The organism is Enterobacter sp. UPMP2060 (genome assembly GCF_053709655.1).
On sequence record NZ_JBSKJQ010000007.1, the window covers coordinates 1 to 21,738 of the forward strand.

A 21,738-nucleotide genomic window follows, 5' to 3' on the forward strand; every position below is an offset into this window, starting at 1 on the left:
GAGAACCTCAGCGCTTAACCCCGCATCGGCAATTTCTTTTAACGCATTGGCGATTAAAGGGTACTGTTTATGCGGATTATCAGCAGCAATATGCTTTTTCATCTGATCATCAGCGTAGCCCTTTACCTCAATAACTTTATCGTCAACGTACTGACGCGTTGCCAGCACAACCGACGGATCAATTTTCAGGGAAATTGACGATGTGCTCGACACAATAAGAATCATGCGGATGGTCTGCGTGCGGCCACTGCCTTCCTGCAGCTGAGGCTTATATGTCTCCGGGCAGTTAGCCACGGCGATCAGAATGCCGTCGTCGTCATAGAGACCGATCTCTCGGATCCAGAAACCGCCCTCATTCTCGGGAATAATCTGTTCAGCGATGATCTGGCTGGTATTGTTTGGGTCAACAGCGAGCAGGTTCAGCGGCGCTATGCGTTTTTGGTTGACGAGCTTCGTCTGCGCCGGGTCGGGGGTTGGCAACGTTCCGTTGGCGTCGCCTACCGCCATTTGCGTCAGGTTGAGTTGCGTACCAAGTGCCGTCGCGTTAGCTAGCCGCGCCGCGCCCTGATTCGTCAGTATGGCAAAATATTTTGCGGTCATGCGTTCACTCTCAGGTTATCAATCAAATGGATGGCCGAGGCCGGGTAATAATCACCACCGACAATAAGTTCCTCAGTGGTATAGGGGTAAACAGCCAGCGCATCGCCGTGATAGCATCCTGCGCCAACATAAAACTCTCCCGTTGAGCTCAGGCTGATAGCCAGCCCGGTCATGTGTCTACTTGCCGGTTTGGCATCCTCAATGAGCCGTTCAAGCTCCTGATACATTTCGTCCGTGATGCCGTTATCAAGCACACCGACAACCAGACGGAATGTGCCAGGCTCCTCACCGAGCTGCCACCACTCGCGCACCTCAATCAAAAAGCCAAGCGGTTCCACCACACGACGCAATGCGCTGATGGTTCCTTTGTGCTGATGGACGAAAAACGAGGACATAATGACGCTGCGTTTGGTGCTCTCCGGCCACGCCTCATCCCAACGGTCTACCGACAGCGCCCATGCCAGGTAGGGAAGTAAATTTACCGGGCACGCGCTGGGGTTCCATAACGTGCGTAGAGGTACCGGCACACGCTCAATATTCGAGAGCGCAGCGGCAGCGGCGACTTCCAGCGGCGAGGATCCAACGGGTAACAGCCTTTCACTCATCCGAACCCCCGATTGCTATCTGATACGAGGTACAGTTCGAGGCCTGCGACTTACTCAGTACAATGTCAGAGTGGGGAGATTCCAGTTCCACGCGCTGCACGCCTTCAACGTGAAGTGCTGCATAGATGGCCGACAGACGAATATCGCGTCCAAGGCGATGCTGTGCGCTGATATAATTCAGCAGCTTCTGCTCTGCAGCTTGTCTGATGGGTTCAGCTTCTGGTCCGGGATAAACGTAGAGCGTTGCGTTTATCTTGTAAGGCACAATTTCGGCTGACTGGACAGTTACACGATCGCCGACCGGGCGGACGGTTTCAGCGTTAAGCGCTTTTTCAACAACCGCCAGTAGTTCAGGACGAGCGGTACCATCACCCTCACGGGATAACACCGAAATCGTCACGTATGCGGGCTGAGGGCTTTCAACCGAAACGTCAGCGACCCGTCCGTCGGCGCTTCGACCATGATATTCATAGGCTCCAACCGGCCCCGCGACGCTCAACCCTTCAAAGGCCTGCTGCGCACGCAGTCGCAGGTCAGCATCAGACTCCATGACGGCAGCCGTTGGCGGAATGGTAGTGACATCGCCCGGGGTGATGGTCAGGCGTTCGGTATTATTGTTTCCCGCAATAACGTCCAGATCGTGACCGGAAGAATAGGCCAGCGTCACGGCCAGCGCAGCCTCATTAACCCGCTGGCGCCAGATAACTTCCCGGTAGGCATTCTCCTGCAGCAGCTTCACAATCGGCTCGGATTCCAGCGTCAGCGTCCGTGCAATCGCCTCTCGCTCCTCTTCCGGATAGAGCGAGACAAAGGTGGCCTTTCGTTCTGCCAACAGCGTTTCATAATCCACCTCCTCCACGACATCAGGCGCGGCGAGCTGGCTCAGATCAACAATAGCCATAGCGTTTAACTCAGTGAAATGGTGATAGAAAAGGATTGCCCGGAGGTCGGGCGCGTGCCGGTGATATCGACATACAACGTCCCGTCGTTCTCCGAACGCTCGAAAGTGATGGCCGTCAGGCTTATTCGCGGCTCCCATTTCTGGATGGCGGAATAACAGGCGGCCATGATTTGCAGACGCAGCGCCGGGCTCTGCGGCCTGTCGATCATCGCCGCCAGCAGCGAGCCGTAATCCCGCCGCATGACCCGCGAGCCAATCGGCGTAACCAGAATGTCGCGCACGCTTTGGCGGATGTGTTCCGCCTCTGAAAGGCTAAGCCCGGTCTGCCTGTTCATCCCCCTGTAACGCACCGTCATTGTGTCCCCTTAGTCCAGCTTCCGCCGCTTTGCACACTGCCGTGCGCGTGGTTATCCACCTGCACCCCGTTGGAGGTGAATTTACCGCCGGAATGCTCAATATTTCCGGCCATCACACCGCCCTTCTGCACTTCAAGAGAGGCGGTAATTAACTTGTTGGTACACACCACTTCAGGCGTATCCAGCGTGATGCGGGACGTTGACGTCACCCTCACCTCCGGCACGGTGGCAGTCAGCGATTCAGAGGCGGTAATATCGGCCGTTTTAATGCCTGTAACCGTCAGCGCCCCGTGACCGGGTTCGTACTCAATCACCGCGCCGTCAGGGAACGAGACGTGGAACGCGTCAGGTGACCCGGACGGCGCCGGATGGTCGTCAGAGAAAATGCCGGGCAGCACAAAGGCGGTATCAAGCTCGCCGCCGATGGCCAGCAGCAGCACCTGTTCCCCCTCAGAAGGGGCCCACCAGACGCGCGAACGTCCCGCACGACAGGTGAGCCAGTTCAGCCAGGTGGTTTTCATCCCGCCGGTCTGGACACGACAAAGTCCTCTGCTGAGGTCAACATCGGTCACAACACCGATACGAATAAGATTGCGGATCGCGCGAGCGATGCCGTTCATGGAAGTTAATGTATTCATGAGAAGAGAATGCCGTTCAGGAGGAACGGCAGCAACGAGACGGGGTTTTCTGCGGGATGATACAACAAGCGGTCCAGACGGCAGTCGGATGGCGGCCTTCAGCGCGGGGAAATTACTCCTCCCACTGGCTGACCAGCTCGCCGTTAACGTACAGCGCCTTCGGACGCGTGACGGGCTCCGGCAGCGGCGGCTCGGGGGAATACGTCGCGTGCAGAGCGCCCTGCTCCTGGGAAACAAGAATACGCTCGGTTAATTGCACGCTGATGGTGATATCCATCGTATCGTCATCGTTTAAGACGATCGCGAAGGTGTAACCGTTTTTACGGCCTTCATCGAGGGTAAAAATATCCGGCTGGTTTTCCCGAAGCCAGGCCAGCACCGGGACGAAAAATCCCTCGCTGTCGCCGGTGAAGCCGCTAACCTTCGCGTTCAGCGCATACCGCTTTTCAAAGGAGAGCGAGGAGGCCTGGCGGGCGTCAATATTGCCGCCTCCGACCGACATCTGCAGGCGCTCCGGGTTGGCATTGAGTTGGGGGATCGCGTCAATTAATGCCTGACGCAGGCTCTTGAGTTTGTGCATCGAGTTTATCCTGACAGTCTTTAATGGTTTCAACCTGCAGCGCGCAGGCGATAAGGGCGTATTCCAGCCTGCGAATATCCGCGCTGAGATCGCCGTTAGTGGCGGGTTCGCTCCCCGGCATCGGGCAGCGGCTCACCTTCGGGCAGGCGTTGTAAACAATGGGCTGCAGAGGCGCAGGCGGTGCGGGTGTGCAGCCTGCGGACAGCATCAGGCAGCTGAGCGGTATACCAGCGGCGTAACGCTTCATTTTCATTGAGTAATCTCCCGATAGTCGCTTCCCGTCTTGCCCTCTCCTCGCCCGCGGTGACAAGCTCCTCACGGAGCCTGACCTGGGCATTTTCATTTGCTCTGGCCATCCGCTGCGACAGGGACAGCTGCTGATCAAGCGTGGCGAGGGCTGTTTTTTGCTCGCTGGCGACCCGGTTGGCCGTGGCTAAGGAACGGGACAGGTTCAGGTTGTCATGACGAAGCCACAGCGTGATGGCCAGCAGCCCGGCCAGCGCCAGCATGAGCGTTCTCACGGCAGCCCCTTCATGCACCAGGCCTTCTCGCGGACGCGACGGTTTTCCAGACCGGCATTTTTGACGCCGTTGACGTACACCCAGCGGGTAAGCTGCCCGCATGCCTGCGGCCACTGTTTACGTTTGATAAAGGACACCAGCGTCGAACGGCAGGCGGCGCCTGCGCCGACATTAAAGGTAAAACTCACCAGCGCGTCATAGACCCGGGGCGGCATCTCTACTGGCGCACACGCCGCCAGACGCCGCTCAACATTGAGCACATCAGCGACCAGATTTACCGCGGCCTCACGCTCGGTAATGTCCCGCGTCGGCACAACGTTTGCCGTGTGGCCAATGCCGGACGTCCATACGCCGGCGCTACACCGGTAGGGCGAGAGGCGACATCCTTCGAGATCGGCAATCAACGCCAATCCTTCCGGGGACGTTTTCAGTAATCGAAAGTCAGGCATCAGCACCGCCAGGGCCAGCACGCCGGCGACGCTGCAACGCTTAATGATTGAGTTCACGAATGCTCTTCTTATCGAGGCCAAGAGACTGGAGATAGCGCCAGGTTTTTCGCTTAAACCAGTAATTCGTTAATGCGGTAAAAATGGCGCAAAGACTCCCGACGTACAGCGCGACTTTTTCAGGAGACATCGCCCCGAACCAGGCCAGCGCCACGGCCAGCCAGTAGGCGATAAACGTGGTGATTTTCTCCAGGCTCAGTCCCATAGGTTTACGGATTCTTTTGTGGGGGCGCTATTCACCTCCGGCATCTCTACCGGCGTGCCGTGAGGCAAGATAACGCCTAACTCCGCGAGGCCAGGATTGGCCTTCAGAACGGCTTCAACGACGCCAGCCGTGCGCCCATAAAAGCGGGCGCAAACGGCATCAAGCGTGTCCCCCTGCATTGCATAGATTTTCATCAGACGCTCCCAACATCCGGTTTCCAGGTACCGTAGAGTTTCCCGGGCCAGCAGGCTTTTCGCTATCGCTGTCGGATGGACAATCGCGGGCACAACAGATCGTCCGCGAGCGGCGAAGCGTGGTTCAACGGAAGCGCAAAACAGGAATGAGGGTGTTGGTACGGGTGATGACGCCGGGGCTAGCGCCAGCTCTCGTCTTCCCAGACTTCCCGGAGGATAGCGTCCAGCGCCTCGCGATCGGCTTCTTTTTCAAGCCCCTGGAGCTCGACACCCGTCACCGATCCTATTTTCACGTTCACCCGCGATGACGGAAACAGGGAGCGTATTCTGCGGGTCAGTTCGCACTGAAAGGCCTCAACGACGGCATGATCGATCTGCTGATCTTTATCGAGAGTAATGTTCACCCGAACGTTGCCCTCTTTTTTGATTCGTTCCGGAACAGGCGATGCTGAGAACACAACGGTAAATGCGTTGTTCTTAATTAAATTTCCCCGCGCAATCTCAGCAATCAAATTCAGGGCAATCTCACGATCTCTTTCCTGACACGTTCCTTCTGTCGTCAGTCGCGCAATCAGCTCGACTCGTTCAATCATGACCTGCTCGTTCAACTCTCTGTCCACACAACCTCCACCACGAGATACTGTATAAACATACAGTAGCACGTATTCATAAAAAGAGTGAAGCGAAAAATCAGAACCCTTCACGGTATGTACATGATATGGATGGAGATTAGCGGGTTCTCTGAGCGAAGAGATCCGTTAAATACCCAATACGTTCAAGGATTTTCCGCGCCTTTTGCTGGTAAGAACACGGTGCCGGAAATAGCGATCCGTCGGCTGCACCTCTGCACCATTTATCGTTAAAGCGGCTGATGCCTCCCGCCATCAGATGCAGGGCTTCTGCCCGGCTGATGGCTATCCCGGTGGCGAGCCGTATCTCATCGATCACCTTCTCCGGCACGCCGTTCTGCGGGTCGCTCGCGAAGACGACGGGCGCTGTCGCGCCAGGGCGGATGAATTTGATGCGTTCGGTTAACGCCCGCCTCGCACGCCGGCTGAGGGGTTGAGAAAGATCGGTCTGCGTATAGTTATTGACAGAACTCCGAGAGGATACGGGCGCGTCCTTAAGATCCGCGGCCCGCTTCGGTACAATTTTCCACTGCGTGAGCCGGGTTAAAACTGGGCTGCCCGCGCCAACGGCGGAATCGTACACGCCGCGGATGCGGACCGTTTCCTCGCCGTACTGGTTAAACCCGGCGCGCGGCTCATACAGCGTGCGCACCTGTAAATCATCGCGACGCACAAACGGCCCGCCCTGCGCGGTAACGTAACCCGCCCAGTCCCCGGCGTCGGCAGCCTCCTGGACGGCGGCAAACTCAATGCTCAGACCGCGCGCGGCCTCGGCATCCACCAGACGTCGCAGCTCGCGGTAGACCGTTACCGGCGCGCCGCCGATGAACTGAAACTGGCGAATGTGCCAGCGTCCTGCCCAGGCCGACACGGCGGACGCCGTCTCCTTCAGCAATCCACCGCTTTCGTTATCGGTATCGCCATCGAGCGCATAGCCGTCGATATTCTTTGAGATGTATTTGGCGATATAGCCGGTAGCACTGCCTTTCTGCGGATCGATCGCGTCCGCGTGAAAGCGCGCCTGTCTGGCGTCTTCGCTCTGCAGCTCAGCGCCATCCTCCTGCCGGGCGTAATCCCCGATAATCCGGCGAACGCATTCGACGTCTTCCGGCAGCATAAACATCAGCATGTGCCAGTGGGGTGTACCGTCGTGATGGGGTTCCGCAACGCGGATACCAAAGATACGGCGCCCGTCCCGGTGCAGTTTTGCCCGGATACGCGCCCACAGGCGGGTAAAGTAGAGTTGCGTATCCGCCGGGCTGGCCCCGTTCCACTTCGCGTTGGGGAAGCCTGATTTCAGCGTCGCGTGATACTGCGCGGGCGCGGTTAAGGTATAGAACTCGCCCACGTAGCCCAGCGCCTCACAGATATTTTCAAACCCGCGGATACGGGTCATCAGTTCACAGCGACGTATCGCCGGGTTGGCCGCCGAGCTGTCGTATTTTTCAATCAGGCTGATGCGGTTGCCCTCTTCATCTTCCAGCTCCATGCCCTTGAGAAATTCGCGCGTGCGGCGCTTCTGCTCGCGCCACTCGGTCACGCAGCGTTTGCTCGCATACGCCGTTCTCCGTTTGCTGACGTTGCCGAGGGCAATCTGCAAATGCTCGCTCCAGGCAGCCGCGACCCGACGCAGGCGCCCGCGCCACCACGCCTCGGAAAACATGCGGATCACCGCCGCGGCAACGTCATCTTTGTTGAAAAACGTCTTCGACACCCGCTCCCAGTGCGGAGGCGACACGTTGAACTGTCGGGCGATCAGTCCGGCGCGCTGATACCAGACGTACAGCGTCTGGTATTCACCCATCTCAGCATCGTTAATATTCGCCAGCTCGCCGCGAATAAAGCTGGCGATATCTGCGGCCAGCAGGTCGATGTCCGCGCGGGACATATCAGGAAGGCGGTTATAGCGGGCAACCAGTTCGACCATCCGCGAGGCGAGGTATTGCAGAAGCAGAGTGTCGAAATGGCCGTCAAACACGGCCCTGGAGACCTCGTCGTGCAGGCCTGTGCAGGCATAGCGTTCAGAGACCCGCCTCAGACGGGGCAACATCCTTTTGCAGAAGCGGATCAAAAAGGCGTTAGCCTGCGGGCTGCCCCGATGCTGTTCGAGGGCGTCAACCGTGCGCCAGACCTCGAAGCGTACGCAGTCTGGCTGCTGTGAGAGGGCAATTCTTGCCTGCTGCAGCGCCGCGAAAAGGCGATCGCGGCGCTGCTGTTGGGCGTGGGTGAGATAAGGGCTGGCAATGGCCGACCGTGGGGCATTCCACGGATAAGCAAATGACGTAGCCAACTTATCCTCCCCGGACGTGTTTATTTTTCATCTCCGCGATCTCCTGGCAGGTCACGCACAGGGCTACGCCAGGCACCGCTATTCGGCGCGCCTCCGGTATCGGGGCCTCGCAGTCCTCGCAGAGGAAACGCGAAGGCGATGCGGGTCGTCTGCGGGCGCGATTAATGTAACGCTCTCTGTCCTCCTGCTCGCGCGCCTGCGCAAGATCGATAAAATCGGCCATCAGTGTAGCTCCTGGGATTCACGCTCGTAGCGGGCCGCCTCGTGGCACAGCAGTTCGGCAACGTCTTCTCCGCTCATGCCGGTTTTGTAGATATGGCTCGCCAGCGCCTCCAGACGCAGGGAGACCGCGAGGGCTCGCGCGCATCGTTCCTCTGTTTTTGCCTCTGCCAGCAGGCGCTTCAGTTCTTCACTTCCGGTCGGATAAGGGCGGTTTTCACTGTTTCGCATCACGCGTTCTCCTTAAATTCAGGCAAAAGGATGCCCGGCGGGTTTACGCCATTAGTTTTTGGGTTGGGTTATATCGGCATGGTCAGCCGTTCAGGAAATAAACTCACGACAGCACGAAAATGATTCATGGCGTTAATCAGCGCCCTTTTCTCCTCTGTGGTTAGCTCACTGAGCTCGCACTCATGACGGGCGACGGGCAATCTCGCCAGGAAAAAGAGGGCGGCCAGCGCCCTGCTGTTCTCCTCAAAACAGGGATCGCGCTTATCGCGCAGCTCAGCCATAAACCGCGCCAGCTCTTTTCCGCTATCGCTCCCGTATCGGGCGCGCAGTTCAGCGATGTGGTTAAGCCCGCTAAGGCGAGCTCCCACGCTAAGTGGAACCCTTGCACGGGCAGCTTCTATCGCCATATCTCCCCTCGCGTAAATTCACGCACGCTAGTGCGCTGAAAACGGGCACAGCACGGTTTTTTCCGCCGTTTGATGATTGCGATTTCAGATGCCATGCTGCATGATTCCCATTTTGATAATGTCTGCAATCATTAGCCTCTGTTTGCCAACGCCTGCCGCTGATTGCCCGAATTTGTAATGATACTAATACCCAAGTGAGTATTAGTAAACACCCAAAGGAATATATTTTGATTTTAGATTCTCAAGTGAATAATGAAGAGTTACTCGATAGAATCTGTCAGGTATATGGTTTCACGCAGAAAATCCAGCTGGCCCGGCACTTTAATATCGCCGCCAGCTCGCTTCAGAACCGCTACGCGCGCGGTACCGTCTCTTACGACTTTGCGGTTCAGTGCGCGCTGGACACCGGTGCCAGCCTTCGCTGGCTGATGACCGGACAAGGTGCACAGTTTGAAGGTCACCCCGCGCCGGGCGATCCGGTTTCGGTTTCCACATTCACACTAAGTGATGGGAAGCTGGAAGAAAATACCACTTTGAGTATTGGCTCTGGTTTCTTTAGCAAACCGCTGGCTCGCGGCATCGCCGTTCGGGCGGAGGGAAAGCTGCACTTTATTGAAAAAGAAGCATCGTTAACCGACGGCCTGTGGCTGGTTGAGATTGAAGGCACCGCCAGCATCCGCGACCTCACGCTGCTGCCGGGTAAAAAACTCCACGTGGCGGGCGGCAAGGTTCCGTTTGAATGCGGTATCGACGAGATAAAAACGGTGGGTCGCGTAGTGGGGATTTACAGCGAGGTGAGCTGAGGTTGGGTCATGAGAATCCTACTGGCGGTTGGATTTGTGAGCTCTACCCAAACGGTGCAAAAGGCAAGCGTATCAGAAAGAAATTCGCTACTAAGGGCGAGGCTCTGGCGTTTGAACAGTACACCGTTCAAAACCCGTGGCAGGAAGAAAAGGAAGACAGGCGCACGTTAAAAAAGCTGGTTGATTCATGGTATAGCGCTCATGGCATTACACTGAAAGACGGCCTGAAACGCCAGTTAGCCATGCACCATGCTTTTGAGTGTATGGGTGAACCACTCGCACGCGATTTCGATGCGCAGATGTTTTCCCGCTACCGAGAAAAACGGTTAAAAGGTGAGTATTCCCGTTCAAACAGAGTGAAAGAGGTATCGCCTCGCACGCTTAATCTTGAGCTGGCCTACTTCCGGGCAGTGTTCAATGAGTTAAACCGCCCTGGAGAATGGAAGGGTGAAAACCCACTGAAAAATATGCGCCCATTCCGCACAGAAGAAATGGAAATGGCATGGCTAACTCACGACCAAATTTCGCAACTGCTCGGAGAGTGTAAACGGCATGACCACCCTGATTTAGAAACTGTGGTAAGAATTTGTCTCGCCACTGGCGCACGGTGGTCTGAGGCCGAGAGCCTGAGAAAAAGCCAGCTCGCGAAATACAAAATCACATACACCAACACGAAAGGCAGAAAAAACCGTACCGTCCCAATCAGCAAAGAGCTCTTTGAGTCTCTTCCTGATGATAAAAAAGGCCGGTTGTTTAATGATTGTTATGGCGCGTTCCGGTCTGCTTTGGAAAGAACTGGCAGCGAACTACCGGCAGGACAACTTACCCACGTTTTGCGCCACATCTTTGCCAGTCACTTTATGATGAATGGTGGTAATATTTTGGTCTTGCAGCGGGTACTCGGCCATACCGACATAAAAATGACGATGCGATATGCGCATTTCGCTCCAGATCACTTAGAAGATGCCGTGAAGTTGAACCCTCTCAATTCCCAAACGAAGATTAATGAGGTTTTGAATGTTGCTTGATAATGTATCTATAGACAGCCGTATCAAGGGGATTTGGTATCAAATATCCAGCCAAAATAAGCATACATCAATTACTTTAGATGAAATAAAGTCCTTAGCAGACACGAAGGGTTTAACTATAATTGAATTAAGAGAAATCACCTTTGGTTATGATGTGCATTCAGATGGCATATTAATAAAAACCAACACAGGGAGCGCAATTTTCCCTAGACTAAGGGCTACCGAAATTAATTTATCACAAGAGCGAATTGCCCCGTCACTAAATTATGAAAAATACTGGAAGCATATCGATTGGTTTTTACCACCATATATTTCTAATGGGGCATTATCGGAATCGATACAACGGTGTGATGTAACCCCCAGAACCTTTTCAACAATTGATACCAAAATAGCTCAAAAACGTTTTGAGAATGAATTCTGCTCATTATATCCATTATCAGTAATAATTCCCGTAACCATTCAAAACCTATCAACATCCACAGCAATCAGCAAACACCTCCCTATAATTAAAGAAGCTATATTAGCGTTTTACAGCGGAATGAAAATAGCCGCCATTGCAGCTCTCATCCCAATAATTGAAGACATATTGAGAGTCATCGTTGGTGAAGAAGGAAGCGAGCTAGATACAGTAAGTAAAATAAATAGTTGTTTTGATATAGCTCGATTGAATGTTTTGAAACTTGATATTCATGGAGTGGATTGGATTCCTAACGAATTTTGCGATCCTACGTTTTTAAAAATCAATAATGAAAGAGTATTTATGCTTGAGACGCTTCGAGCATGGTTGTTAGATAGTTTTTACGCAAACACGATTAACTATGACAAAGAGTCTGGTTTTAATAGACACCATTTTGCACATGCCCTTTCCGATGTATGGCAAAATGAAAGTAATTTTTTCAGAGCGATAGGTTTAATACATGCGTTAGCATTTGTTGAATGTTTTTCATTTGCCGATAGCAGAATCAGTATATTCGTTCCTGAAAGCAATGACGAATCACTGTCTTTTCATGCAGAGGTACTAGCATGCCTTGAGGCACAAGCTATTAAAAAATTTGCATTGAATCGTTATCAGTTGACAAATGAATTGCCATTTAATGTGACAGCATCTGATGACGGATGGTCAATCCGTGCTGTTACACTGAGTGAAAAAATGGATAAAATAATAATACCTCTACTGAGAGATAAAGGTTGGCAATGTCACAACATTGGAGACCCAATAAAAGATGGTGAATACATAACCGTTGAAGCAAAGAAAAATGGGAGAAATATAAAAATAGCATTAGTTTACAGTTTTGCTATATCTCCCCAAATCTATTCACGGTTTAATGGGTCTTATGATTTTGTGCTGTGTCAAGGTGCCTCTTACAAGAGTAATGAGTTTACTTCTCACTTACAATGTCAGGCTTTACCCTTAAGCGCCTGGATTGCCCCTGATGCATGATTTTCTCATGTTTTAGGCATGGATCTTACTTGGGTTTAGATTGGCGATAAAGTGGCGGTAGAAATGGCGAATAATGGGTAATTATTGGCAAACAATGGCAATCTATATCAATGATAAATAACGCAAACTATTGATTTTCGGTTGTTCCTGTAGGAACTACATAATCGCTTGGTCGCTGGTTCAAGTCCAGCAGGGGCCACCAAATTTTAGTTTTACAATCATATGATTAAGCCACTCTATTGAGTGGCTTTTTTTGTTGGGTGAATGATGGATGTCCCCTGACTTTTCCCCAGGCATTCGCCAGGCTGTATCCCGCCTCTGATTTTTGCTGCACCCTATGCGAGCACATACGGAATCAATCACTCGTAGCCCGCCCTGCAGCTCACCCTCACAAACTGCAAAACTAAAGAAATCCCCCATCGCGCCGATCATCATCCGTGTGTATTATTTCCTGTAGCTTTTACAACAACTAACCTTAACTCAAATACTTAAGCGCCAAAGCGAAAGGCATCATGAGCACACCGATCAAACGGCTAGAAATCATTAAAAATGCCATTGAACTGGAAGATGACGACATCATCCAGAGCCAGCTGACACGCCTGAAAAATGAAGCGTTTGACGATGAGCTGCAGGCAATCGTCGTGGCGCTTGAGGAGAAGAACTACACCGCTGCGATGGCGGCAATTACCGCCTGGCTGCAGGGCCAGCGCGCCGTGACCCAGTGGCGCGATCCGCAGGTGGCCGCCAGCAAGCTGGAGCTGAAGGCGCTGGAAGAGCGTCTGCGCGATCTGATTGACCGGCGCAACGCCCGGGTGCAGCAGCTTGATGAGTTCAACGATCTCTATTTTTCTCGCCTCGGGCCGCTGATGCAGCAGATCCTCGCCCTGCGTAAAACGCTGGCCGAGCTCAATCTGCGCCGTCAGCAGGCGGAAGCGCGTCGTCGCGAGGAAGATTACCGTCGCTGCCAGCGCTATATGGCGCAGGCGGTAGAGGTGCTGGCGACGCTCACCCAGCGCTGGCGCGATCTCCCGGCCGACTCCGTGCAGGCCGCTGAGGCGCGTAAGCATCTGGAACAGCAAAGCAATCTGATTGCCAACCTGCTGGCCGAAGCGCTGGAGCTGGAGAGCGGCTTAACGCGCGAAGAGGAGCCTACGCGTCAGGCGCGCGACGACGCTAACGAAGAGTACGAGAAATATCGCGAGCAGCATCACGATGCCGAAGTGCGGCTGCGCAAGGGCAAGGATCTTTCGGAAGAGGATCGGAACGAGCTCAAGCGCCTCTGGCGGCAGGCGAGCAAGCTCTGCCATCCGGATCTGGTGGCGGACGACCTGAAAGAGGAAGCTAACGCGATGATGGTGCAGCTCAACCAGGCGAAGCAGCGTGGCGACGTTAAAACCATTCGCTCACTGGTGGCCCGGCTGCAGCAGGGCTTTGAGCCATTGATGGCAAGCGACAGGCTGAACGATCTGGAACGTATCCGCAAAAAAATGGCGCAGGTTCGCGAGCAAATCGACATTTTAGTGAACGAGCTGGCGGAGCTGGAGAAAGAGGAGTCCTGGCTTCTGGTCTCGTCGCTGAACAATATGGAAGCGTACTTCGCTCAGCAGGAGAAAGCCCTGCACGAGGTCCGCGCCTCGCTCGAACATCAGGTGAGCGAAGCGCAGCTGGATTCCGCCGCCTGATTATTTGGCGTGCCAGTATGCGCTGGCACGCACCAGCTGCTGGTCAATCGCGTCGGTTTCAAACTGACGGCTCAGCGTCTTCACCACCTTCCCTTCCCCGGTCAGCCAGATGAAGTAATCTTCCCCTGGAACGGTCAGCGCCGCCAGATGGTCCGCTACCGCCTGCTCGCTGTGGCCCACCACCCAGGTGATGTTGAATTCACTCAGGTGCGCCAGATACGCCTTATAAGAATCGTCTCCGACCGTCACAACCGCATGAATTTCCGGGCGAACCGGCAGTTTAGCAATGCTCTCCAGGCGTCGGCGCAGCGCGGGCATGCCGGACTCGTCGCACACGTACAGCTGCCAGGCGTAATCCTCCGGCACCACCAGCGAACCGCGCGGGCCGCCGATGGTCAGCCTGTCTCCCGCTTTCGCCTCGACCGCCCAGCGGCTGGCAATGCCGCCGTCGTGAATGAAGAAATCGAGTACCAGCTCATGGTTTGCCTCGTCGTACAGCGGCGTATAGTCGCGCGTCTGAGGACGTACGCCGTCGCCCCAGTCGATGCCTTCATCGGTGACCACCGGCGGCACAAACACTGCCCCCGGGGCCGGGAAAAAGACTTTGGTATGGTCGTCGAAACCGCGGGAGCTAAAGCCCTCCAGCTGCTCGCCGCCTAAAACAATGCGCTGGAAACCCGCGCTGGCGCGCTCAACGCGGAGCACCGTCAGCTCGCGAAAGCGCAGGTCATTACGAACACGCTGTGGGTAACGGGTAGATGCCATTTTTAGCCCCTTCTCTGGTGAATACGATATATCTAAATCAATTATCCAAATGATAATGATTACTAGTAAGTAAAAATGCAAGATCTTTTAGATTGCATCTGAATATATCTTAGATATAGTTTAGATATATCAAATTAAGAGAGCTACTATGCGACACGAACACGACAGCGGCGGGCGCCGACCGCGCTTTTTCGGCCACGGCGATCTGCGGCTGGTGATTCTGGATATCCTGACCCGCAGCGCGAGCCACGGCTACGAGCTGATCAAAGAGATCGAGAACCTGACCCAGGGGAATTACACCCCGAGCCCAGGAGTGATCTACCCGACCCTGGATTATCTTCAGGATCAAACCTTTATCACCATTACGGAAGAAGAGAACGGTCGTAAGACGATTACGATTACCGCTGAGGGACAACGCTGGCTGGACGAAAACCGGGAGCAGCTGGAACAGATCCAGGTGCGTATCAAAGCGCGTTCCGTCGGTTTTCAGCTGCGCAAAAACCCGCAGATGAAGCGGGCGCTGGATAACTTCAAAGCGGTGTTAGACCTGAAGGTGAATCAGGGAGAGCTCAGCGACGCGCAGCTCAAGCAGATTATCGGCGTTATTGACCGCGCGGCGCTCGAGATCTCCCAGCTGGATTAAGCGGGAGCGTGCTCGCTCACGCGGAAGACGCGTACCAGCTCCTTCAGGTGCATCGCCTGTTCGTTAAGCGATGCTGCCGCCGCGACGGACTCCTCCACCAGCGCGGAGTTCTGCTGGGTGGTGGCATCAATCAGGCCAATCGCGCTGTTAATCTGCGAGATACCTTCCGTCTGCTCGTGGCTGGCCTGGCGGATTTCGCGCAGGATAACGTCCATCTCTTCCACGTTGCCGACCATCCCGTTGATCAGTGCACTCGCTTTTTCAACCAGGTTCATCCCGTCCTGGGTCTGGCTGGTAGAGCTCTCAATCAGCTCGCGGATTTCGCTGGCAGACGACGCGCTCTTCTGGGCAAGCTGGCGAACTTCACCCGCCACCACCGCAAAGCCGCGACCGTGCTCGCCGGCGCGCGCCGCTTCCACCGCCGCGTTCAGCGCCAGAATGTTGGTCTGGAACGCAATGGCGTCGATCAGGTCGATAATGTCGGACATTCGGTTCGACGTCTCGTTAATCAGGCGCATTTTGCTGGTTACCTGCTTCATCATCTCGCCGTTGTTTTTGACCACCGTGGCGGCATCCGCCGAGAGGTTGGTCGCTTCCCCGGTATGCGAGGCGGTATTTTTCACCGTCGCGGTGATCTGCTCCATCGAGGCGGCGGTCTGTTCTACAGAACTTGCCTGCTCTTCCGTGCGCGCGGCCAGATCCTGGTTCCCGGCGACAATCTGCGCGGCTGCGCTGGAGATATTCTCCGAGCCGGTTTGCACCTGCTGCACGATGTCCAGCAGTCGCGTTTTCATCTCCATCAGCGCATGCAGCAGCAGACCCGTTTCGTCTTTACCGTGTGGCGTGATGCTGCCCGTCAGATCGCCCTCAGAAATGGCTTTTGCAAAATGCACCGCCTCGCCGAGCGGTCGAGTGATAGCGCGCACGATAAACCAGCCAATCAGGCTGCCTGCCGCGACGCTAAAGAGCGTGAGCAGGATCAGCAGCAGACGGTTAGACCTGAAATCCCCTTCCACCTGCGCGCCGGCACTCTGCATCTCGCTGTTTTGAATGGTAATCAGCTCCTTCACCTTCGCTTTATAAGCCTGCTGCACGGCGAGGGTGGTGGTCATCATCTCCTGAATAGCGCCCGCACGATTGTTGTTCTGCACGGCCTGCAAAATGCGGTAGCGCGAGTCCAGATACTGCTGGCGCACGCTGCGGATCTCCGCCAGCACCTGCTGAGACTTTTGATCCTGCAACGCGTTGTTCAGCTCGCCCAGGATCACCGTGATGTGCTCGCTGATCTCTTTCAGGCGCTGCTGAGATTGCCCCGTATAGGTGCCCTGCTCGTCCAGCAGCATCAGCTGTTGAGTGCTAATAAATTCCTGGAAGTTATCGATTAACTGGTTCGCTTTTACCGTGGTCGGATAATCACTGGTAATAATCGATTGCATCCCGTTATTAGCCCGATCCAGACTCAGCAGAGACAGGCTCGCACTGATGGCCATCAGGACAATAAAGAACCCGAACGCCAGAAATAATTTCGTGCCGATCTTTACGTCATGTAAGAACATATTTTCTCCATCGATGTGATTATTTCTCAGACGATCGCTGTTATCGGTAACGATTTCGCTAACTTTATGAGTTTGATCGTTTTTTTATTTCATAACCACCGCAATGCATAGGTGTAGGCTATTAATATGGCCTCATCGATCGTTACCAGACCGTCAAACGGGGTATTTTCGAAATAGCATTCTGAAGAACTGACTTAGGCAGGAATAAATAACTGAGGCACTTTCTTTAGTTATTTAATATTAAATTAACAATAAACCACATTAATAGTCACAATCAGAAAAATAAAAAGCCGTTTATTCCCTACGGTATAAACGGCTTTTTTGGAACATTACTGACTCAGTGGAGCACAGTCACCGCATCCTTGAGGCGTCCGGCGCGGTGCTTCACCATTGCAGAAATGTGGGCGCTCTCCTCGACCAGGTCGGCGTTTTTCTGCGTAATGCTGTCGAGTTCAGCCACCGCGCGGGTCAACTCTGACAGCCCGGTGGCCTGTTCGGAGGTCGCGTGGCTGATCTGGGCGATAAGCTGCGTCACGTTTTTCACCTGCACCACGATATCATCCATCGTGCGGCCTGCGGCGTGAACCTGCTCAGAGCCGGACTGCACCTTGCTGGCGCTGGCATCAATCAGTTTACGAATATCATTGGCGGCACTGGCGCTGCGACTGGCGAGATGGCGCACTTCGCCCGCGACCACGGCAAAACCTTTTCCCTGCTCTCCTGCCCTTGCCGCTTCAACCGCCGCGTTCAGCGCCAGAATGTTGGTCTGGAAAGCGATATCGTTAATCAGGGAGGTAATCGAGCCAATCCGCTGCGTGCTGTCGGCAATGTCATCCATGGTTTTGACCACGGTCTGCATCGCGTTGCCCCCTTTCGTGGCCGCGCTGCTCGCGGCCACGGAGAGTTTATCCACCTCGGCGGCAGTTTCAGAGTTACTCTGAACGGAAGCGGCCATCTGGTTCATTGTTGCGACGGTCTGCTGCACGTTCGCCACGGTCTGACGCGTCCGATCGTTCAGGTCTTCATTTCCCTGTGCCAGCCTGTCGCTGCCGTCACGGACGCTCACCACCTGGCTCGACACGTCATTGATTAACCAGCGGCACATCAGGCCCAGCTGCCCGACCGCGCGCAGCGTCAGCCCGAGCTCGTCGCTGCGGTTCAGATGCTGCACGCTGTTGCGCTCACCGGTTGCGACCTTCAGGGCCTGTCGCGCCACATTCTCTACCGGGCGGACAATCTGTTGCTCAAACAGCAGCGTTCCCAGCAGCATCACCACCGCGGCAGCAACGAGCGGCATCCACCCGGCGGAAGTCGCGATCAGCGTGGCGGCGAGAACGGCAAAAAGCGCCGCCATCACGCTGCGTACGCGCCAGCGCAGCGGCATTGCCGGCAGTTTACCCAGCCAGCCTTTTCCAACCACCAGCCCCTTGTGCACGCGTTTCTTACAGCTCCCGTCGTTCAGCGCCCGGTAGAGCGGCTCCACGGCCGCAATCTCTTCGGCTGTGGCTTTGGTGCGAATGGACATATAGCCCGTCACCTGCCCGCGGCGCACCATCGGCACCGCATTCGCACGCACCCAGTAGTGGTCGCCGTTTTTGCGCCGGTTTTTGACAATTCCGCTCCACGGCTCGCCCTGCTGCAGCGTGTACCACATATCGGCAAACGCGGCTTTTGGCATGTCGGGGTGGCGGACCAGATTGTGCGGCTGGCCCGTCAGCTCATCAAGCTGGTAGCCGCTCACCTGCACAAAGGTGTCGTTGGCGTGTGTGATGTAGCTGTGGACGTCTGTGGTAGACATTAAGGTGGTGTCATCGTCCAGAGAATATTCATTCTGGGTGACATAGGTTGGAGAGGACATCGTGGGCATCCCTTGCAGGTTATTTGAATGTTAATTTTGTGGGTCAATGTTTTTTCGGCGGTAAACAATTTATCTTTAGTTGTTAAACTTGATGAAGATCGCAGATTTCACTTAAACCATACTTTTTGTACGATTTTATAATTCATTGATTTCAAATACTTTCGTAAAGAAATTACCTATAAAGCATGACCAGTTAATGCCCACTTAAGTTGCAGCCAATGCACTTCTTTAGTGCAGATGCGCTTTTCCGCCTCATTTACCCTTTTTGTCCTGTACCGCTAAATCCCGTTTCGGTTGCTCCGGCATGATTAAATATTGTGCAACATTATTTTAACCTGGCGTTTATCCCGATTTTCGTTAAGTCATCTGAAGTGGCGTAATCCCTGCAATACTTAAACCAGTATCATGTGATACGCGATCCCCGGGAGCACATTTTGAACAGGTTACCTTCCAGCGCCTCGGCTCTTGCCTGTACCGCGCACGCACTGAATCTCATTGAGAAGCGAACGCTCGATCATGAGGAGATGAAACAACTTAACCGAGAGGTCATCGATTACTTTAAAGAGCACGTCAATCCAGGTTTTCTGGAGTATCGCAAATCTGTTACCGCCGGCGGGGATTACGGAGCCGTAGAGTGGCAAGCGGGGAGCCTTAACACGCTTGTCGACACCCAGGGACAGGAGTTTATCGATTGCCTGGGTGGTTTTGGTATCTTCAACGTGGGGCACCGTAATCCAGTTGTGGTTTCCGCCGTACAGAATCAACTTGCGAAACAACCTCTCCATAGCCAGGAACTGCTCGACCCGCTTCGCGCCATGCTCGCGAAAACGCTGGCGGCCTTAACGCCCGGCAAACTGAAGTACAGCTTCTTTAGCAACAGCGGCACGGAATCGGTCGAAGCGGCGATTAAACTCGCCAAAGCGTACCAGTCGCCGCGCGGGAAATTCACCTTTATCGCCACCAGCGGCGCGTTCCACGGTAAATCCCTGGGCGCACTGTCTGCTACCGCCAAATCCACCTTCCGCAAACCGTTTATGCCGCTGCTGCCGGGCTTCCGCCACGTGCCGTTCGGCGACATTAACGCCATGCGCACCGTGCTGAGCGAATGCCGTAAAACCGGCGATGACGTGGCGGCGGTGATCCTGGAGCCGATTCAGGGCGAGGGCGGCGTAATCCTCCCTCCGCAGGGCTATCTGCCCGCCGTGCGTCAGCTGTGCGATGAGTTTGGCGCGCTGCTGATCTTCGACGAAGTCCAGACCGGGATGGGGCGCACCGGCAAGATGTTTGCCTGCGAGCACGAAAACGTGCAGCCGGACATCCTGTGCCTGGCGAAAGCGCTCGGCGGCGGCGTGATGCCGATTGGTGCGACGGTTGCGACTGAAGAGGTCTTCTCGGTGCTGTTCGACAACCCGTTCCTGCATACCACCACTTTTGGCGGTAACCCGCTGGCCTGTGCGGCCGCGCTGGCAACCATCAACGTGCTGCTGGAGCAAAACCTGCCCGCCCAGGCGGAGCAGAAAGGTGACATGCTGCTGGACGGCTTCCGTCAGCTAGGCCGGGAGTATCCGGACCTGGTGCAGGACGCGCGTGGCAAAGGGATGCTGATGGCGATTGAGTTTGTCGATAACGAAACCGGCTATAGCTTCGCGAGCGAGATGTTCCGCCAGCGGGTGCTGGTCGCCGGAACGCTCAACAACTCGAAAACCATCCGCATTGAACCGCCGCTGACGCTGACGATTGAGCAGTGCGAGCAGGTGCTGAAAGCGGCGCGTAAAGCGCTGGCAGCGCTGCGAATAAGTGTGGAAGAGGCGTAATCAACGCCGGGTGGCGCTACGCTTACCCGGCCTACAAAATACTGCATGCAGGCCCGGTAAGCGTAGCGCCACCGGGCATGGTCATTACTCCGGCAACAGCCCCACAAAACTGCGTTTCTTGCGCGGCTCCGACATCAGCTCCTCAAGCTTATCCACGCACGCCAGATAGTGCGGGGTTTGCTTGTGCGCCAGCACCGCCTCTTCGTCTTTATAGGCTTCGTAGATAAAGAACCGGGTTTTCACCCTCGGATCCTGCAATACGTCAAAACGCAGGTTTCCCGGCTCCTGGATTGCCCCCTCGTGGTTGGCGCGAAACACCTCCAGAAATTCGTCCACCCGCTCGGGCTTAATGTTGATCTCCACCAGCGTCACGTTCATTTTGCTTCTCCCTGTTTCTCATCCTGCCAGAACTGGAACGCATCGCGGGCGTTCCAGTTCTCGTGAACCACTTTTTTCACCGCCTTCAGCATGGCGAGCGGCGCGCTGGACTGGAAGATGTTGCGCCCCATGTCCACACCGGACGCGCCCTGGTCAATCGCGCGCCAGCACATCTCCAGCGCCTCGTGCTCCGGCAGCTTTTTGCCCCCGGCGATAACGATCGGCACCGGGCAGCTGGCGGTCACTTTTTCAAAGCCCTCGTCCACGTAGTAGGTTTTGACGAACTGCGCCCCCATTTCGGCCGCGATGCGGCTGGCGAGCGAGAAATAGCGCGCGTCGCGCGCCATCTCTTTCCCCACGCCCGTCACCGCCAGCGTCGGCATACCGTAGCGCGCGCCCGCATCGACAAGCTTGATGATGTTGTTGATCGACTGATGCTCAAACTCGCTGCCGATATACACCTGCGCCGCCACCGCGCAGACGTTCAGGCGCAGCGCGTCCTCCATCGCCACCGCCACGCACTCGTTGGACAGTTCGCCCAGAATCGAGTTACCGCCGGAGGCGCGCAGCACCACCGGTTTGTTCGTCGCGGCTGGCACCTGGCTCCTGAGGATGCCGCGGGTGCACATCAGCACGTCGGTTTCGCCAAACAGCGGCGCGATGGAGAGATCGATACGCTCAAGGCCGGTGGTCGGCCCCTGAAAGTAGCCGTGGTCAAAGGCCAGCATCACCGTGCGGTTGCTCTGCGGGTTGAAGATGCGCGCAAGCCTGGACTGCATGCCCCAGTCCAGCGAGCCGCAGCCCTTCAGGGTGTACGGCACATTCTGCTGCGGCGTGCCGATGCCAAAATCCTTGCCGTCTTTGATGTCGTCTAAATCAGCCATTTGC

General features: G+C 55.2%; 27 protein-coding genes. 6 read left to right on the forward strand and 21 right to left on the reverse strand.

The window, feature by feature from the left end; translation table 11 throughout:
* The 16 genes from ACWKXN_RS14850 to ACWKXN_RS14925 all read right to left on the reverse strand — a co-directional run.
* On the reverse strand, nt 1-600 hold a 600-nt coding region (locus ACWKXN_RS14850), incomplete at its 3' end, for a phage tail protein (RefSeq protein ID WP_196367296.1).
* Entirely contained in the window at nt 597-1,205 is a 609-nt protein-coding gene (locus ACWKXN_RS14855) for a phage tail protein I (RefSeq protein ID WP_029741411.1), read from the reverse strand. The genes ACWKXN_RS14855 and ACWKXN_RS14850, both read right to left, overlap by 4 nt.
* Nucleotides 1,198-2,106 (reverse strand): baseplate assembly protein, encoded by a 909-nt coding sequence (locus ACWKXN_RS14860; RefSeq protein WP_454543973.1) that lies wholly within the window; start codon nt 2,104-2,106, stop codon nt 1,198-1,200. The genes ACWKXN_RS14855 and ACWKXN_RS14860 overlap by 8 nt, the downstream gene beginning before the upstream one ends.
* Before the next feature lie 5 nt (nt 2,107-2,111).
* Nucleotides 2,112-2,462: a GPW/gp25 family protein gene (locus tag ACWKXN_RS14865; protein ID WP_033146688.1), complete on the reverse strand. Its 351-nt coding sequence runs from the start codon at nt 2,460-2,462 to the stop codon at nt 2,112-2,114.
* Nucleotides 2,459-3,100 carry a phage baseplate assembly protein V gene (locus ACWKXN_RS14870; protein ID WP_033146689.1) on the reverse strand — a complete coding sequence of 214 codons (642 nt, stop codon included), beginning with the start codon at nt 3,098-3,100 and terminating at the stop codon, nt 2,459-2,461. Before ACWKXN_RS14870 ends, ACWKXN_RS14865 begins: the two co-directional genes overlap by 4 nt.
* Before the next feature lie 112 nt (nt 3,101-3,212).
* Nucleotides 3,213-3,680: a phage tail protein gene (locus ACWKXN_RS14875; RefSeq protein ID WP_064673338.1), complete on the reverse strand. Its 468-nt coding sequence runs from the start codon at nt 3,678-3,680 to the stop codon at nt 3,213-3,215.
* Nucleotides 3,643-3,888, reverse strand: a complete 246-nt coding sequence (gene lysC, locus ACWKXN_RS14880) for an Rz1-like lysis system protein LysC (protein ID WP_231926973.1) — start codon at nt 3,886-3,888, stop codon at nt 3,643-3,645. Before lysC ends, ACWKXN_RS14875 begins: the two co-directional genes overlap by 38 nt.
* Nucleotides 3,776-4,189, reverse strand: coding sequence for an Rz-like lysis system protein LysB (gene lysB, locus ACWKXN_RS14885; protein WP_454544005.1), 414 nt, complete (start codon nt 4,187-4,189; stop codon nt 3,776-3,778). Before lysB ends, lysC begins: the two co-directional genes overlap by 113 nt.
* Before the next feature lie 8 nt (nt 4,190-4,197).
* Nucleotides 4,198-4,707 carry a lysozyme gene (locus ACWKXN_RS14890; RefSeq protein ID WP_048981243.1) on the reverse strand — a complete coding sequence of 170 codons (510 nt, stop codon included), beginning with the start codon at nt 4,705-4,707 and terminating at the stop codon, nt 4,198-4,200.
* A complete protein-coding gene (locus ACWKXN_RS14895; protein WP_029741404.1) occupies nt 4,691-4,912 on the reverse strand; it encodes a phage holin family protein in 222 nt (73 codons plus the stop codon). Before ACWKXN_RS14895 ends, ACWKXN_RS14890 begins: the two co-directional genes overlap by 17 nt.
* Nucleotides 4,903-5,106, reverse strand: a complete 204-nt coding sequence (locus ACWKXN_RS14900) for a tail protein X (RefSeq protein WP_023309248.1) — start codon at nt 5,104-5,106, stop codon at nt 4,903-4,905. The genes ACWKXN_RS14895 and ACWKXN_RS14900 overlap by 10 nt, the downstream gene beginning before the upstream one ends.
* Before the next feature lie 179 nt (nt 5,107-5,285).
* On the reverse strand, nt 5,286-5,726 hold the full coding sequence (locus tag ACWKXN_RS14905) for a DinI-like family protein (RefSeq protein WP_033146693.1): 441 nt from the start codon (nt 5,724-5,726) through the stop codon (nt 5,286-5,288).
* Nucleotides 5,727-5,835: 109 nt separating this feature from the next.
* On the reverse strand, nt 5,836-8,025 hold the full coding sequence (locus ACWKXN_RS14910) for a replication endonuclease (RefSeq protein ID WP_454543974.1): 2,190 nt from the start codon (nt 8,023-8,025) through the stop codon (nt 5,836-5,838).
* A 1-nt stretch (nt 8,026) separates the two neighbouring features.
* Nucleotides 8,027-8,248 (reverse strand): TraR/DksA family transcriptional regulator, encoded by a 222-nt coding sequence (locus ACWKXN_RS14915; RefSeq protein WP_045404086.1) that lies wholly within the window; start codon nt 8,246-8,248, stop codon nt 8,027-8,029.
* Complete coding sequence (locus ACWKXN_RS14920; RefSeq protein ID WP_029741400.1) at nt 8,248-8,475, reverse strand: DUF2732 family protein; 228 nt, start codon at nt 8,473-8,475, stop codon at nt 8,248-8,250. The genes ACWKXN_RS14915 and ACWKXN_RS14920 overlap by 1 nt, the downstream gene beginning before the upstream one ends.
* 68 nt (nt 8,476-8,543) lie before the next feature.
* On the reverse strand, nt 8,544-8,882 hold the full coding sequence (locus tag ACWKXN_RS14925) for a DUF5347 domain-containing protein (protein WP_033146696.1): 339 nt from the start codon (nt 8,880-8,882) through the stop codon (nt 8,544-8,546).
* Between the two features lie 227 nt (nt 8,883-9,109).
* On the opposite strand from ACWKXN_RS14925, the gene ACWKXN_RS14930 reads away from it, so the two are divergent.
* The 4 genes from ACWKXN_RS14930 (at nt 9,110) to ACWKXN_RS14945 (ending at nt 13,836) form a co-directional block, all read left to right on the forward strand.
* Entirely contained in the window at nt 9,110-9,685 is a 576-nt protein-coding gene (locus tag ACWKXN_RS14930) for a phage repressor protein CI (RefSeq protein WP_211438645.1), read from the forward strand.
* A gap of 2 nt (nt 9,686-9,687) precedes the next feature.
* Nucleotides 9,688-10,713, forward strand: a complete 1,026-nt coding sequence (locus ACWKXN_RS14935) for a phage integrase (RefSeq protein WP_454543975.1) — start codon at nt 9,688-9,690, stop codon at nt 10,711-10,713.
* Nucleotides 10,703-12,154: a hypothetical protein gene (locus tag ACWKXN_RS14940; protein WP_454543976.1), complete on the forward strand. Its 1,452-nt coding sequence runs from the start codon at nt 10,703-10,705 to the stop codon at nt 12,152-12,154. Before ACWKXN_RS14935 ends, ACWKXN_RS14940 begins: the two co-directional genes overlap by 11 nt.
* A 512-nt stretch (nt 12,155-12,666) precedes the next feature.
* Nucleotides 12,667-13,836, forward strand: a complete 1,170-nt coding sequence (locus ACWKXN_RS14945) for a DNA repair protein (RefSeq protein WP_454543977.1) — start codon at nt 12,667-12,669, stop codon at nt 13,834-13,836.
* Here the strand turns inward: ACWKXN_RS14945 and ACWKXN_RS14950 are convergent, their stop codons facing one another.
* A complete protein-coding gene (locus ACWKXN_RS14950; protein ID WP_454543978.1) occupies nt 13,837-14,601 on the reverse strand; it encodes a siderophore-interacting protein in 765 nt (254 codons plus the stop codon).
* Between the two features lie 148 nt (nt 14,602-14,749).
* Between ACWKXN_RS14950 and ACWKXN_RS14955 the strand changes: the two genes are divergently transcribed.
* A complete protein-coding gene (locus ACWKXN_RS14955) occupies nt 14,750-15,244 on the forward strand; it encodes a PadR family transcriptional regulator (protein ID WP_029741394.1) in 495 nt (164 codons plus the stop codon).
* On the opposite strand, the gene ACWKXN_RS14960 is transcribed toward ACWKXN_RS14955, so the two are convergent.
* Together ACWKXN_RS14960 and ACWKXN_RS14965 are read right to left on the reverse strand one after the other, a co-directional pair.
* On the reverse strand, nt 15,241-16,800 hold the full coding sequence (locus tag ACWKXN_RS14960; protein WP_058841615.1) for a methyl-accepting chemotaxis protein: 1,560 nt from the start codon (nt 16,798-16,800) through the stop codon (nt 15,241-15,243). The genes ACWKXN_RS14955 and ACWKXN_RS14960 overlap by 4 nt on opposite strands.
* Before the next feature lie 337 nt (nt 16,801-17,137).
* A complete protein-coding gene (locus tag ACWKXN_RS14965; protein WP_182931230.1) occupies nt 17,138-18,658 on the reverse strand; it encodes a methyl-accepting chemotaxis protein in 1,521 nt (506 codons plus the stop codon).
* A gap of 434 nt (nt 18,659-19,092) precedes the next feature.
* On the opposite strand from ACWKXN_RS14965, the gene ygjG reads away from it, so the two are divergent.
* Nucleotides 19,093-20,472: a putrescine aminotransferase gene (ygjG, locus tag ACWKXN_RS14970; protein WP_454543979.1), complete on the forward strand. Its 1,380-nt coding sequence runs from the start codon at nt 19,093-19,095 to the stop codon at nt 20,470-20,472.
* A gap of 84 nt (nt 20,473-20,556) precedes the next feature.
* Here ygjG and lsrG read toward each other — a convergent pair whose 3' ends face one another.
* The gene (lsrG, locus tag ACWKXN_RS14975) at nt 20,557-20,850 is read right to left on the reverse strand and encodes a (4S)-4-hydroxy-5-phosphonooxypentane-2,3-dione isomerase (protein ID WP_008503162.1); all 294 of its coding nucleotides are present in this window, start codon (nt 20,848-20,850) and stop codon (nt 20,557-20,559) included.
* Nucleotides 20,847-21,734: a 3-hydroxy-5-phosphonooxypentane-2,4-dione thiolase gene (lsrF, locus tag ACWKXN_RS14980; protein WP_033146707.1), complete on the reverse strand. Its 888-nt coding sequence runs from the start codon at nt 21,732-21,734 to the stop codon at nt 20,847-20,849. Before lsrF ends, lsrG begins: the two co-directional genes overlap by 4 nt.
* Nucleotides 21,735-21,738: the final 4 nt, after the last annotated feature.

Bases quoted from the DNA above. Each gene is read 5' to 3' on its own strand.
- ACWKXN_RS14860 (WP_454543973.1), bottom strand. From the start codon at position 2,106: ATGGCTATTGTTGATCTGAGCCAGCTCGCCGCGCCTGATGTCGTGGAG.
- ACWKXN_RS14940 (WP_454543976.1), top strand. From the start codon at position 10,703: ATGTTGCTTGATAATGTATCTATAGACAGCCGTATCAAGGGGATTTGG.
- ACWKXN_RS14950 (WP_454543978.1), bottom strand. From the start codon at position 14,601: ATGGCATCTACCCGTTACCCACAGCGTGTTCGTAATGACCTGCGCTTT.
- ACWKXN_RS14960 (WP_058841615.1), bottom strand. From the start codon at position 16,800: ATGTTCTTACATGACGTAAAGATCGGCACGAAATTATTTCTGGCGTTC.
- ACWKXN_RS14900 (WP_023309248.1), bottom strand. From the start codon at position 5,106: ATGAAAATCTATGCAATGCAGGGGGACACGCTTGATGCCGTTTGCGCC.
- ACWKXN_RS14855 (WP_029741411.1), bottom strand. From the start codon at position 1,205: ATGAGTGAAAGGCTGTTACCCGTTGGATCCTCGCCGCTGGAAGTCGCC.
- ACWKXN_RS14895 (WP_029741404.1), bottom strand. From the start codon at position 4,912: ATGGGACTGAGCCTGGAGAAAATCACCACGTTTATCGCCTACTGGCTG.
- lsrF (WP_033146707.1), bottom strand. From the start codon at position 21,734: ATGGCTGATTTAGACGACATCAAAGACGGCAAGGATTTTGGCATCGGC.
- ACWKXN_RS14945 (WP_454543977.1), top strand. From the start codon at position 12,667: ATGAGCACACCGATCAAACGGCTAGAAATCATTAAAAATGCCATTGAA.
- ACWKXN_RS14925 (WP_033146696.1), bottom strand. From the start codon at position 8,882: ATGGCGATAGAAGCTGCCCGTGCAAGGGTTCCACTTAGCGTGGGAGCT.
- ACWKXN_RS14915 (WP_045404086.1), bottom strand. From the start codon at position 8,248: ATGGCCGATTTTATCGATCTTGCGCAGGCGCGCGAGCAGGAGGACAGA.
- ACWKXN_RS14955 (WP_029741394.1), top strand. From the start codon at position 14,750: ATGCGACACGAACACGACAGCGGCGGGCGCCGACCGCGCTTTTTCGGC.
- ACWKXN_RS14870 (WP_033146689.1), bottom strand. From the start codon at position 3,100: ATGAATACATTAACTTCCATGAACGGCATCGCTCGCGCGATCCGCAAT.
- lsrG (WP_008503162.1), bottom strand. From the start codon at position 20,850: ATGAACGTGACGCTGGTGGAGATCAACATTAAGCCCGAGCGGGTGGAC.
- lysB (WP_454544005.1), bottom strand. From the start codon at position 4,189: ATGCTGGCGCTGGCCGGGCTGCTGGCCATCACGCTGTGGCTTCGTCAT.
- ACWKXN_RS14865 (WP_033146688.1), bottom strand. From the start codon at position 2,462: ATGACGGTGCGTTACAGGGGGATGAACAGGCAGACCGGGCTTAGCCTT.
- ACWKXN_RS14920 (WP_029741400.1), bottom strand. From the start codon at position 8,475: ATGCGAAACAGTGAAAACCGCCCTTATCCGACCGGAAGTGAAGAACTG.
- ACWKXN_RS14875 (WP_064673338.1), bottom strand. From the start codon at position 3,680: ATGCACAAACTCAAGAGCCTGCGTCAGGCATTAATTGACGCGATCCCC.
- lysC (WP_231926973.1), bottom strand. From the start codon at position 3,888: ATGCTGTCCGCAGGCTGCACACCCGCACCGCCTGCGCCTCTGCAGCCC.
- ACWKXN_RS14965 (WP_182931230.1), bottom strand. From the start codon at position 18,658: ATGTCCTCTCCAACCTATGTCACCCAGAATGAATATTCTCTGGACGAT.